General features: G+C 71.2%; 14 protein-coding genes. 8 read left to right on the forward strand and 6 right to left on the reverse strand.

Annotated features, from left to right (window positions below; genetic code table 11):
- Positions 1–1011, forward strand: a 1011-nt coding sequence (locus B2U11_RS10125; protein ID WP_292071474.1) for an NAD-binding protein, incomplete at its 5' end; no start/stop codon positions are given.
- Between the two features lie 4 nt (positions 1012–1015).
- On the opposite strand, the gene B2U11_RS10130 is transcribed toward B2U11_RS10125, so the two are convergent.
- Positions 1016–1663 carry a DUF4168 domain-containing protein gene (locus tag B2U11_RS10130; protein WP_292071476.1) on the reverse strand — a complete coding sequence of 216 codons (648 nt, stop codon included), beginning with the start codon at positions 1661–1663 and terminating at the stop codon, positions 1016–1018.
- A 222-nt stretch (positions 1664–1885) separates the two neighbouring features.
- Here B2U11_RS10130 and B2U11_RS10135 point away from each other — a divergent pair, with 222 nt between their 5' ends.
- Both B2U11_RS10135 and B2U11_RS10140 read left to right on the forward strand, forming a co-directional pair.
- Complete coding sequence (locus B2U11_RS10135) at positions 1886–2920, forward strand: S1/P1 Nuclease (RefSeq protein WP_292071479.1); 1035 nt, start codon at positions 1886–1888, stop codon at positions 2918–2920.
- 5 nt (positions 2921–2925) lie between these two features.
- Positions 2926–3585: a DUF1345 domain-containing protein gene (locus B2U11_RS10140; RefSeq protein ID WP_292071481.1), complete on the forward strand. Its 660-nt coding sequence runs from the start codon at positions 2926–2928 to the stop codon at positions 3583–3585.
- On the opposite strand, the gene B2U11_RS10145 is transcribed toward B2U11_RS10140, so the two are convergent.
- A complete protein-coding gene (locus B2U11_RS10145; RefSeq protein WP_292071484.1) occupies positions 3582–3932 on the reverse strand; it encodes a DUF1491 family protein in 351 nt (116 codons plus the stop codon). The genes B2U11_RS10140 and B2U11_RS10145 overlap by 4 nt on opposite strands.
- A 55-nt stretch (positions 3933–3987) precedes the next feature.
- Here B2U11_RS10145 and B2U11_RS10150 point away from each other — a divergent pair, with 55 nt between their 5' ends.
- On the forward strand, positions 3988–4848 hold the full coding sequence (locus B2U11_RS10150; protein WP_292071485.1) for a hypothetical protein: 861 nt from the start codon (positions 3988–3990) through the stop codon (positions 4846–4848).
- On the opposite strand, the gene B2U11_RS10155 is transcribed toward B2U11_RS10150, so the two are convergent.
- Entirely contained in the window at positions 4845–6506 is a 1662-nt protein-coding gene (locus tag B2U11_RS10155; RefSeq protein WP_292071487.1) for a sensor histidine kinase, read from the reverse strand. The two genes, B2U11_RS10150 and B2U11_RS10155, sit on opposite strands and share 4 nt — an antisense overlap.
- Positions 6507–6666: 160 nt before the next feature.
- Here B2U11_RS10155 and B2U11_RS10160 point away from each other — a divergent pair, with 160 nt between their 5' ends.
- A complete protein-coding gene (locus B2U11_RS10160) occupies positions 6667–7107 on the forward strand; it encodes a SufE family protein (protein WP_292071500.1) in 441 nt (146 codons plus the stop codon).
- A 64-nt stretch (positions 7108–7171) separates the two neighbouring features.
- Complete coding sequence (locus B2U11_RS10165; protein WP_292071488.1) at positions 7172–7351, forward strand: hypothetical protein; 180 nt, start codon at positions 7172–7174, stop codon at positions 7349–7351.
- A 257-nt stretch (positions 7352–7608) separates the two neighbouring features.
- Here the strand turns inward: B2U11_RS10165 and B2U11_RS10170 are convergent, their stop codons facing one another.
- Positions 7609–8325: a DUF6456 domain-containing protein gene (locus B2U11_RS10170; RefSeq protein ID WP_292071489.1), complete on the reverse strand. Its 717-nt coding sequence runs from the start codon at positions 8323–8325 to the stop codon at positions 7609–7611.
- A complete protein-coding gene (locus B2U11_RS10175) occupies positions 8322–8675 on the reverse strand; it encodes a chromosomal replication initiator DnaA (protein ID WP_292071491.1) in 354 nt (117 codons plus the stop codon). The genes B2U11_RS10170 and B2U11_RS10175 overlap by 4 nt, the downstream gene beginning before the upstream one ends.
- Before the next feature lie 347 nt (positions 8676–9022).
- On the opposite strand from B2U11_RS10175, the gene ctrA reads away from it, so the two are divergent.
- Positions 9023–9724, forward strand: coding sequence for a response regulator transcription factor CtrA (ctrA, locus tag B2U11_RS10180; protein WP_249751381.1), 702 nt, complete (start codon positions 9023–9025; stop codon positions 9722–9724).
- 101 nt (positions 9725–9825) lie between these two features.
- Complete coding sequence (locus B2U11_RS10185; RefSeq protein WP_292071496.1) at positions 9826–9960, forward strand: hypothetical protein; 135 nt, start codon at positions 9826–9828, stop codon at positions 9958–9960.
- Between the two features lie 32 nt (positions 9961–9992).
- On the opposite strand, the gene B2U11_RS10190 is transcribed toward B2U11_RS10185, so the two are convergent.
- Complete coding sequence (locus B2U11_RS10190; RefSeq protein ID WP_292071498.1) at positions 9993–11063, reverse strand: endo-1,4-beta-xylanase; 1071 nt, start codon at positions 11061–11063, stop codon at positions 9993–9995.
- Between the last annotated feature and the right edge of the window lie 139 nt (positions 11064–11202).

Raw genomic sequence — 11202 nt, forward strand, 5'->3', positions numbered from 1 at the left:
GTCGGCATGTCGCTGGACGTGTCGGTGGTGATCGACCATTGGCGCATCGTCCTGGGCGGCGTGGTCGGCTTCATGGTGGTCAAGGCGGTCGGCATCTACGCCGTCGCGCGCCTGTTCAAATCCACCCATCACGAGGCGATCGAGCGCGCGGCCCTGTTCGCGCAAGGGGGCGAGTTCGCCTTCGTCCTGTATGGCGCGGCGGTGGCGGCGGGCCTGTTCTCGCCGGTGGTGGCGGCCATGCTGACGGCCATCGTCATCCTGTCGATGGCGCTGACGCCGCTGACGACGCTGGCGCTTAAGCGGTTCCTGCCGAAGGAGGCTGGCCTGTCGCCGGAAGAGGCCGAGGGCGTCGACGCCGCCGACGGCTTGCGCGGTCAGGTGCTGATCATCGGCTTCGGCCGCTTCGCCCAGGTCGTGTCCCAGCCGCTGCTGGCGCGCGACGTGGACGTGTCCATCATCGAGAACGACGTGGAGATGATCCAGGCCGCCTCGCAGTTCGGGTTCAAGGTCTATTACGGCGACGGCGCCCAGTTGCCCACGCTGCGCGCGTCCGGGGCCGAGGAGGCCGAGTTGGTGCTGGTCTGCGTCGACAAGCCCGAGGCCACCGACCGCATCGTCGAACTGGTCAAGCACGAGTTTCCGACCACCAAGGTCATGGCCCGCGCCTTCGACCGGGGCCATTCGATGCGCCTGATCCAGGCGGGCGTCGACTACCAGATCCGCGAGACGTTCGAGTCGGCGCTGAAGTTCGGCGAGCGGGCGCTGGTCGAACTGGGCTTGGAGGAGCACGAGGCGGCCGAGACCATCGGCGACGTGCGCCGCCGCGACGACGCGCGGCTGGACCTGCAGCTGACGGGGGGGCTGACGGCGGGACGCCAGCTGATGCGCGGCAATCTGCCCACGCCGCAGCCGGCCCCCTACATCAAGCCCAAGCGCGAAGGCCGTCTGCTGAACGAGGACGAGGCGGGCCCGCTGGCGCCGGACGCCCGCAGCGAGCCCGCCGAGGCCTGACGCCTTACTGGCTGACGCCCTTTTCGGCGCGGGCGCCGATCAGCTGGGCCTTGGCCTGCAGATAGTCGTCCTGCGACACGACCTGGGCGATGGCGTTGAAGCGCTCGACCTCCAGACCCGACCCCTGCACCGCGGCGGTCAGCTGGGCGCTCTGTTCGGGCGTGGCCTGGCCGTTCTCGACCTCGGCGGTGACCGCGCGGATCTGGGTCATGGCCGTGACGTAGCGGGTCAGCTCGTCGTCGGTGACGCTGGCGGCCGGAGTGCCCGGCGCGGGCGGCGCGGTGTTCAGCACGGCGATGCGGGCCGCCAGTTCGGGATCGGAGGAAACGGCGGTGGAGATGGCGTTGAAGCGCGTCACCTCCAGGCCGGAGTCCTGGATGGCGGAGGCCATCTGAGCCTGCTGCTCCGGGGTCGGCTGGGCGCCGTTCAGGGTGTCGCTGACCGCGCGCACCTGGGTCATCGCGTCGTCGAATTTCTTCAGTTCCTGATCGGTGAAGCCGCCGGGCGCGGGCGCGGGCGCGGGGGTCATGGCGTCTGCCGGGGCCGTTTGCGGCGCGGGCGGAGCGGCCGGCGCGGCGTCCTGGGCGTGGGCGGCGCCGGCGGCGACCAGCAGAGAAGCGGAAGCGAGAAGGGCGAGACGGGGGGCGCGCATGGGCGTGTCCTTTTCGGTCTAGCATCCACAGGGCGCCCGACGGGACGCCGACGACGCAGTCACGTCGTCGCTCCCCGCAGGATGTGGAGCCTTGGATGAACGAAAGGGGGCGGGGAACCCCTCTAACGTAGTTAGCCGAGGCGAAATGGCAACGTCGCCGCTCTGGAGGGTGGATCACCTATGCGTTAGATCAGGGTGATCTTTTCCCCGGGGTACCCTTGCATGAAACGTCTCGCCCTCGCCGCCCTGGCGTCCGTCGCCGTGATCGTGGCCGTGGCGGCGCCCGCCGTCACCGTGACCGCCTGGGGCAATACGGGCCACCGGCTGATCGGGGTCGCGGCCATGCGCGCGCTGCCGGACGACCTGCCCGCCTTCCTGCGAACCCCTGGCGCCGTCGCCGACGTCGGCGAGCTGGCGCGCGAGCCCGATCGCTGGAAGGGCGCCGGCCAGCCGCACGACCGCGAGCGTGACACCGCCCACTTCGTCGACCTGGACGACCAGGGCCGGGTGATGAACGAACGCGGCATGACCCTGGCCGAACTGCCCCGGCTGAAGTCCGAATACGACGCGGCCCTGACCAAGGCGGGGATGGATGTGAACGACGCCGGCTGGCTGCCCTACGCCATGATCGACGCCTGGCAGAACCTGGAGCGCGACTTTGCCTACTGGCGCGTCCTGACCGCCGCCGAGGCGCGCGAGACCGACCTCGAACGCCAGGCCTGGTACCGCGCCGACCGGCTTCGCCGCGAAGCCTTGATCCTGCGCGATATCGGCGTGATGGGGCACTACGTCGGCGACGGCTCCCAGCCGCATCACACCAGCATCCACTACAACGGCTGGGGCGATCATCCGAACCCGGAAGGCTTCACCAACTCGCGCCGCACCCATGCGATCTTCGAGGGCGAGTTCACCAGCCGGGTCGCACGCCTGGACGCGGTGGAGGCGGCCATGCCCGCGCCGTCCGACGTCGCCGGCTTCGATCCGCGCGCCCGCGCCGCGGCCTATCTGGGCGCGACCTTGGGCACGGTGGTTCCCTTCTATCGGCTGGAGAAGGCCGGCGGCTTCGCCGAGGCCGATCCGCGCGGCGCGGCCTTCGTGACGGAGCGCCTGGCCGCGGGCGCCGCCGAACTGCGCGACTGGACCACCGCCGCCTGGCGCGCCTCGGCGTCGTCCTCGATCGGCTGGCCCGCCGTCAAGGTCGCCGAGGTCGAGGCCGGAACGGCCGACCCCTGGCTGTCGATGGTCGGCGAGGACTGATCCTGATGACGCGGCGCGCCGGCCTGCTGCGCCTGCACTGGCCGCTGGCGGCGCTGCTGGCCGTCGCCGCCTCCAGCCCGCTGTGGCCGGTGGGGGGCGGCCTCCTGATGCGGCTGGCGCTGGGGTGGAATGCGGGCGTGGCTGTCTATCTGGCCGGGACATTGGTCCACGTCGGGCGCCACAACACCGCCGCCCAGATCCGGGCGCGCGCGGCGTCGCTGGACCAGGCCGGACCCGCCATCCTGCCGCTGGCGCTGCTGGCCGCCGGGGCCAGCCTGGCGGTGGTGGCCGGCGAGGGCGTCCGCTCCGGCGGGCCCGCGGGCGCTGCGCTCGCCCTGCTGACGGTGGCCCTGTCGTGGACCTTCGTGCAGGTGATCTTCGCCCTTCACTACGCGCATCGGTTCTACAGCGCCGATGCGCAGGGCAAGGACCGCAAGGGCCTGCTCTTTCCCGGCGAGCGGACGCCGGACTACTGGGATTTCCTGCACTTCGCCATCATCATCGGCGTGGCCAACCAGACCGCGGACGTCCAGATCGCCGAACGCGGGCTGCGGCGTCTGTCCACCCTCCACAGCCTGACGGCCTTCGTCTTCAACACCGTGATCCTGGCTCTCGCGGTGAACCTGGCCGTCAGCCTGCTCAGCGGACCGTCGCCGACCGCCTAGGCCGGCGGCCGCGCCTGGCCTGCGTCCACCTTCTCCGTGATGAAGTGGCGGCCCTGGCGGTCCTCGATCTCGACCACCCACAGGTCGGGGTCGTAGCCGCGCTGCCTTGCGATGTAGGCGTCCAGATCGCTCTCGCTGTCGCTGACCACGGGCTGGATCCACAGCCGGTCGCCGTCGGGGCCGAAAGCCTCGGTGAACAGGCGCGCGGTGCGGGTGGAGGTGTCATAGGCCTTGACGATGACCGAGCCGGCGCGGTCGTCGCCCTTCTTCACCACGGTGGCGAAGGCGCCGCCGATCTCGGCGCGGCGGATCAGGGCGCTTACCCACAGGTCGCTGTTCAGAAGCAATTCGCTAACCCTGCTCGGAAACGAAACCCACAGCAGGCGGCGCTAGGGTCGGGGCATGAGGATAGGCCTTTCCCCGCGCGGCGCCAGCCGCCTGATCGCCGTCGTTCTGGCCGCCGCCGCGCCGGTCGCGGCCCAGGCCGCGCCGCAGGACCGCTATTACGAGCGCAGCTTCGTGCTGGCCGCCAACCAGCGCTGCGGCCTGTTCCAGCCCCAGGTCTCGGCCGCCTTGAACGCCGCCGCCTGGCAGGCGCGCGGCGCCGCCCTGCGCGCCGGGGCCAATGATCGCGAACTGGCCGACACCGCCCGCCGCGCCCGCGCGCGCGCCGCCTCGACCCCTTGCGATTCCGGCGACCTGAAGCTGGTCGGCGGCCGGGTCCAGCACGCCTTCGCCGGCTGGTCGCGAACCGCGCGCATGACCTTTCCGGGCGATCGCTCCGACTGGGTCGCCAACCGCGGCGCCTATGCCCGCCCCACCTGGCGGCTGATGCAGGAGTCCTCGGTCGGCGCCTCGCCGGTCCGGCTGGGGGTCGTGGGCGGCATGGATCAGGCCGACGTCATGACGGCGGTGGTGTCCTGGCATGGGCGGCCCCGCCCGACGGGCGCGCGCCTGGTGATGCGCGACGTCTCGGTGTCGCCTCAACCGTGGTTGGCCCGCGACCTGCCGCCCGAGGCCCAGCGCCGCGCGGTCTGGGCCTCCAGCGTCGGGGCCGCCGAGACCGGCCTGTTGCCCCAGGGACGCGAGGCGGGCCAGGCCTGGCGCTTCCCCGCCACGGCCGCCGACGCCATCGGCCGGCTGGACCCGCGCGAGGCGGTGGCGGTGGAGTTCCTCTTCCGCGACGGCAGCGTGGCCCGCTCGGTGTTCGAGGCCGGGGACTTCGCCGCCGGCCGCGCCTTCCTGGCCATGGGCCCGGTCTAGGCGGCCGCAGGTTTGCTGGGCAGGCGCACGCTGATCGCCGTGCCTTCGCCCAGGGTGCTGTCGATCACGGTGCGGCCGCCGTGCAGTTCGGTCAGGGATCGGACCAGCGACAGGCCCAGGCCCGTCCCTTGCGCCCGCTGGTCGGCCCCGCCGGCCTGTTCGAACGGACGGCCCAGCCGCTGCAGGTCCTCGGGCGCGATGCCGACCCCGGTGTCGGCGACCGACAGCTCCACCGCGTCGTCCAGCCCCTCCAGAGTGACCGTGACCGATCCGCCGGCGGGCGTGAACTTCACCGCATTGGACATCAGGTTCAGGGCGATCTGCTTGACCGCGCGCCGGTCGGCGGTGACGGGCAGGGGCGCGTCGGGCAGGACGCCGGCCAGCTCCACCCCCTTGTCGGCCGCCTGCAGCCGCATCAGGGCGATGGCCTCCGACACCGGATCGCGGACGTCGAAATCCTCCAGCGCCAGCTGGTAGCGGGCGGCGTCGATCTTGGACAGGTCCAGCACGTCGTTGATCAGCGCCAGCAGGTGGCCGCCCGCCTGATGGATGGATTCGGCGTAGTCGGCGTACCGGTCGGGCAGGGGGCCGAACAGACCCTGGCGCATGATGTCGGAAAATCCGATCACCGCGTTCAGCGGCGTGCGCAACTCGTGGCTCATGGTCGCCAGGAAGCGGGTCTTGCCGGCGTTCTGGGCCTCGGCCTCGGCGCGCGCGGCCTCCAGCCGCAGTTCGCGGGCGTACTGGGCGGCGGCGTCGAAGGCCTGGGCGGCCAGGCGCGGCGGATCGCCGGGAAGGCGGCGCAGCACCAGGCCGACTCGCCGGTCCAGCGCCTGGCGCGGGGCGAACACCACCTCGGCGTCCTGGCCGCCGGCGGCGCGGGCCAGGGCGGCGGCGACGGCGGCGCGGTCCGGGCCGTGGACGGCCGCGACCAGCCCCTGTTCGACCAGGTCGCGCACCGACAGGGCCGGCGGCGCGGCGCCATAGGCGGCCAGAACCCGGCCGTCCGTCGCGATCATCAGGGCCAGGCTGGGCTGGCCGTGCAGGAAGGCCTGGGTCTCGGCCGCGGCGGCCAGGGCCTGCCGCTCGCGCTCGGCGCGCGCGGCCCCGGCGATCCGCACCGCCGTGGCCAGGGCGACCAGCGACAGCAGCACCGACAGGGCCGTCAGCGCCGCCATCGGCGGCTGGGGCGGGTTCAGGCCGTTGGAGATCAGGCCGCACACCACCGCAAGCGCCGAGGCCAGTCCGCCGACGTGCGTCAGACGGTCGTCGCCGAAACGCGGATGGTCCAGCGCGATCCCCGCCGCCAGCGGCAGGGCGACCAGGCCGGGCGCGGCCCCGCCGACCCCGCCGGTCAGGCCGGCCGCCGCCCCGGTCGCCAGGGCCCAGAAACACAGCAGTCCCAGCCGCACGGGCGGATCGTCGCGCCACATCAGCAGCAGGCCCGCCACGCCCGGCGCGGCCATGATCAGCAGGGCGGCCGGCGTCGCGCCTTCGGCCACGGGCTGGGCCCACTGGCTAAGCATGGCCAGCAGCGCCGACCCCACGGCCCAGGCCGCGTGCCACAGCGCCAGCGCCTGCGGCCCGGTCAGCCATCCGCCGCGCGCGCGGGCGGCGCGGGCCTGAAGGTCGGTGGAAGGGCTGGCGACGTGGGTCAATCGGGAATCCGGCGAGCAGAGGAGGCCAGACTACGCCCCCGGATGTGGCGAGGCGAGGGCGCTCGCCCGTGGGGCGACCACCCTGGGATGCGGCCGGGGTCGAAAGCTGGGGATGGCCGGGCCGGTTGTCGTTAACGCGCGCCCGGCCTATCTGGCCCCGATGACCCACAGCGCCCGCACCGTGCCGACCGATTCGCTGGATCAGGTCCTGTCCGACCTGATCGAGGACTTCGACCTGCTGGGCGACTGGGAACAGCGGATCGAATACGTCATCGAACTGGGCAAGGGGCTGGCGCCCCTGCCCGAGACCGCGCGGACCGAGGCGAACAAGGTGCCGGGCTGCGCCGCCCAGGTGTGGCTGTCGACCGCGCGCGACGGCGGCCGGCTGTGGTTCGACGCCGATTCCGACAGCGCCCTGTCCAAGGGCAACATCGCTTTGCTGCTCAAACTCTATTCGGGCCGCACCCCGGACGAGATCCTGGCCTTCGACGCCCGCGCCGCCTTGGATCGCCTGGGCCTGCCCTCGGCCCTGACCCGCCAGCGCGCCAACGGCCTGAACAGCATGGTCGGCCGCATCCGGGAAGCGGCCCTGGCGGGTTAGGGCGATCGCGCCTGGTCCGGCGGTCTGCGAGGCTCGACGCTCGGGCACGGCCGCGGAGGGCGTCTTGGACCTGCTTAAGATCTTGCGCAGCTTCGAGGAGTTCCTGTTCGAGGCGATCAGCTGGCTGATCTTCTATCCGCTGACCCTTTGGCGCGTGCTGCGCGATCCGCTGGCGGCGATGGAGTATTCGGATCGGGAGCAGGCCGACGCCGAGGAGCGCCGCTATGACGATGCGCTGAGCTGACGCCGATCGCCGTCCTTTGATCAGTAGGGCTCCATCGCGCGGACCTGGCCTGAGGCGGACACGGTGCAGACGGACCGATAGGAGCCCGTGCCCATCGTCATCCGATACTCTCCGCGGCCCGTTTCGGTCACGCTGATCGGCACGCTCGATCCGCGAGGCTGACTCTGAAAGTCGTCGGCGCGGCGCGAACACGCGTCCTGGGCGGCCTGGGGCGCGCCCCCGTTTTGGTTTCGGAGATCGGCGTTATGTTTAATGGTTCACCCTCCGATCCCATAATGCTCGGCCAAGGCCTGGAGGCCCTGTTTCAGCAGGGTTTTGCCCTGGCGGCGGCGCAGGCCCAGGCCCGTCTCGGCCAGTTTCAGACTGTCGCCGTGGACGCAGATGCGGCTGACGATGGGGCGCAGGCGCGGGCCGACGGCGCTCAAGGCCTGGTCCACCCGGCGCGCGGCCGCCAGGACGCGCTCGCCCGGCTCCATCCGCGCGGCCGTGCCCGAACCGGCGCGGGGCAGGGCGTCCCAGCGCATGGTCAGCGAGACGCCGCCCGCCGCCCTTTCGGCGTCGTCGCGCAGCCGCTCGCCGGCGGCCGCCTCGGCCGGGGTCAGCCAGGGCCGCCCGGCCGCGTCCTTCCTCCGGGCCAGCCAGGCGATGGGGCTTTCGCCCAGATTGGCCGGACGGGCGACCAGCCGGCCGTCGGCCTGCATCACCGCGCGCGTTCCCGCGATCATGCCCGGTCGACCCGGGGGCGGGGGCGCGGCGTCCGTCGCCGGGTCGGCGCGCGCCGTCCAGCCGCCTTCGGACCGGGCGCGCAGGCCGGGCCGATCGACCAGGGCGCGGAACTCGTCCTCCGTCAGGCTCAGGTTGACCCGGGCGCGGCGGTCCGGCCCCAGCCGCAGGCCATAGCCCGCGCCCTCCACGCCCAGCCAGGCGCCGGGCCGCGCCAGCAGCCGGCGCGCCCGCTCCACCGCCCGGCTCATTGCGCCAGCTCGCAGCGCGGGGCCTGGTAGAGCGCCTGGATGCAGGTCTCCAACTCGTTCAGCAGATCGTCGATGGCCAGGCTGTCGCGCGCGTCCTCGGCCCATCGGCAGGCCGCCCCCGCCGTCGCCCGGTTCAGCCCGAACACATGGCCGACCCGCTCCAGCGTCCAGCCGAAGGCGACGTGCGACAGATACATGGCCAGCCAGCGCGCCTTGGACGTGCGCGGATCCAGCCGCCCGCCGCCGACCATCCGGTCCGGCCGCGCCCCCGTGCGGGCCGCCACCAGATGCATGGCCACCCCGGCCCGCACCCGGTCCTCGGCGCTGACCGGCACCCTGTAGTCCTCCATGTGAAACGCCTCCCGTCACGAACATCCAGAGCGCCATCCTAGAACGGCTGGCCCTCGTGATAGGAAAATCATCCTATATCGCGTCAATATCGGACGTGGAGCCTTGCGTGACTTGGGGTTGCGGTCGGGGTGAAAGGCGGGTCGGGCGACGCCGGGCCGAAATCATGGTTAATAAATTTCGAATCGTTGACTCGCGACTCTCGACGGCGATTCGCAATTCAGCCTACGATTCGACTCAATCGGATGGCGTTAACCCTTCTTAAGGTTTTCCTATCTTAACCTGCGAACAAGGTTACCCGGCCGTTGGTGCGGGTGCTTAACGTCAAGCTTTGCCTGGAGGGGCACGAATGCGCGTCCTGTTGATTGAAGACGATCACGCGACGGCCCAGAGCATCGAGCTGATGCTGAAGTCGGAAGGCTTCAATGTCTACACGACCGATCTCGGCGAAGAAGGCATCGATCTGGGCAAGATCTACGACTACGACCTGATCCTGCTTGATCTCAACCTGCCGGACATGAGCGGCCTTGAGGTCCTGCGCCAGCTGCGCAACGGCAAGATCAACACCCCGGTCATGATCCTGTCGGGCAGCCACGAGATCGAAACCAAGGTCAAGACCTTCGGCGGCGGCGCCGACGACTATCTGACCAAGCCCTTCCACAAGGACGAGCTGATCGCGCGCACCCACGCCGTGGTCCGTCGCTCCAAGGGTCACGCCCAGGCCATCATCCACACCGGCGATATCGCCGTGAACCTGGACGCCAAGACGGTCGAGGTGAACGGTCACCGCGTGCACCTGACGGGCAAGGAATATCAGATGCTGGAGCTGCTCTCGCTCCGCAAGGGCACGACCCTGACCAAGGAAATGTTCCTGAACCACCTGTACGGCGGCATGGACGAGCCCGAGCTGAAGATCATCGACGTCTTCATCTGCAAGCTGCGAAAGAAGCTGGCCACCGCCGCCGACGGCAAGCACTACATCGAGACCGTCTGGGGCCGCGGCTACGTCCTGCGCGACCCGGCCGAAGGTTCGGCCAGCGCCGCCGCCTGATCGGTTCGCCTGTTCAAATGATGGAACGCCCGCCGGAAACGGCGGGCGTTTCGTTTTTCCGGCGCGGGGTTTGGCGTAGGATGGGGCGAATGGAGGCGACCATGACCGATCCCGTCGAACCGGGCCTGGATCCCGAAGACCTGGACGAGCTGCTGGACGAGGCCCTGGACGAAAGCTTCCCCGCCAGCGACCCGCCCTCGATCACCCAGCCGCGCGATCCCGACGGCGAGGACTAAAATTCTCCCTCCCCATTTTGGGGAGGGTGAGATCAGGCGTGCGTCTTTCCAAACCCCTTCGCCAGCGCCGCCGCCATCGGGTTCGGCCGGCCGAAGCTGTCGAAGGGCAGGGGCTTGTCCTTGCCGTCGTCCTTGTCGCCCTGGCGGTACCAGCTGTCGGTGTCGCGCAGGCCCCAGACCGTGAAGGCGTAGCGCTGCGCCTCGGGCAGGGCGGCGAAGGCGGCGGCCAGTTCCGTCACCCGCGCCGACTGGCGGGCGATGCGGTCGGCCTGTGACCGCAGATCCAGCCGCTTGTCGGTGCGCAGGGTGCAGTCCAGTTCGGAGACATGGAGGGGCAGGCCGAACTGCGCGGCCTCGGCCATGAAGCGGGCGATGGCGCCCTCCTCGACGTCGATCCACAGGTGGGACTGAAGCCCCAGGCCCTGCAGCGGACAGCCCGCCTTCAGCAGGCGCTCGACCAGCCGCAGGAACTGCGCGCCCTTGGCCGGAATGCTTTCCTGGTTGTATTCGTTCAGGAACAGGATCGCCTCCGGATCGGCCTCCCGCGTCCTTTCGAAGGCGCGCAGGATATAGCCGTCGTGGCCGTAGCGGGCCGACCAATGGCAGTCGCGCATCCCCGAGCCGTCGTCCAGGATCGGCTCGTTGACCACGTCCCAGCCGCGCGCCCGGCCGCGATACCGACCGGCGACCGTGGCGATATAGCCGTCGAAGGCGCGGTCGAAGGCGGCGCCGTCCAGCCCCGCGAACGCCTGTTCGCCCTGGGCGTACCAGATCAGGGCGTGGCCATGCAGGGCCATGCCGTTGGTCCGGGCGAAGGCGGCGATGCGGTCCGAGCGGTCGAAGTTGGGCCGGCCCAGGCCGTCGGCCAGCACGTACTCCATCTTCATCTCCCACTCCGGCGTCAGCTGGGAGACCTGCGCCCGCGCCAGGGCGCCCCAGTCGGGATCGTCCAGCAGATAGGCCTTCACCGCCGCGCCGAACGGGGCGGGGCAGGCCGATTTCAGCGGCGGGATGGAGACCGGCGCCGGCTCGGCGGCGGCGAACCGGTCGCACGCGGCCAGGGCGAGCGGCGCGGCGAGGAGGGTGCGGCGGGTCGCCATCATCGTCCCTCTCCCTCCCCTTCATGGGGAGGGTGGTCGCGCAGCGACCGGGTGGGGGCGGCAGGGCGATGCGGGGAGAATATGGGACAAAGCGCGCAGCCCTCCCCACCCGGCTTCGCTTCGCTCAGCCACCCTCCCCATG

Origin of the sequence: Brevundimonas sp. UBA7534 (assembly GCF_002479325.1) — a bacterium.
Lineage (GTDB): Bacteria > Pseudomonadota > Alphaproteobacteria > Caulobacterales > Caulobacteraceae > Brevundimonas.

Coding starts and splice junctions, on each gene's coding strand:
- B2U11_RS10135 (WP_292071479.1), top strand. CDS start 1,886: ATGAAACGTCTCGCCCTCGCCGCCCTGGCGTCCGTCGCCGTGATCGTG.
- B2U11_RS10175 (WP_292071491.1), bottom strand. CDS start 8,675: ATGGAGGACTACAGGGTGCCGGTCAGCGCCGAGGACCGGGTGCGGGCC.
- ctrA (WP_249751381.1), top strand. CDS start 9,023: ATGCGCGTCCTGTTGATTGAAGACGATCACGCGACGGCCCAGAGCATC.
- B2U11_RS10185 (WP_292071496.1), top strand. CDS start 9,826: ATGACCGATCCCGTCGAACCGGGCCTGGATCCCGAAGACCTGGACGAG.
- B2U11_RS10190 (WP_292071498.1), bottom strand. CDS start 11,063: ATGATGGCGACCCGCCGCACCCTCCTCGCCGCGCCGCTCGCCCTGGCC.
- B2U11_RS10160 (WP_292071500.1), top strand. CDS start 6,667: ATGACCCACAGCGCCCGCACCGTGCCGACCGATTCGCTGGATCAGGTC.
- B2U11_RS10130 (WP_292071476.1), bottom strand. CDS start 1,663: ATGCGCGCCCCCCGTCTCGCCCTTCTCGCTTCCGCTTCTCTGCTGGTC.
- B2U11_RS10140 (WP_292071481.1), top strand. CDS start 2,926: ATGACGCGGCGCGCCGGCCTGCTGCGCCTGCACTGGCCGCTGGCGGCG.
- B2U11_RS10150 (WP_292071485.1), top strand. CDS start 3,988: ATGAGGATAGGCCTTTCCCCGCGCGGCGCCAGCCGCCTGATCGCCGTC.
- B2U11_RS10170 (WP_292071489.1), bottom strand. CDS start 8,325: ATGAGCCGGGCGGTGGAGCGGGCGCGCCGGCTGCTGGCGCGGCCCGGC.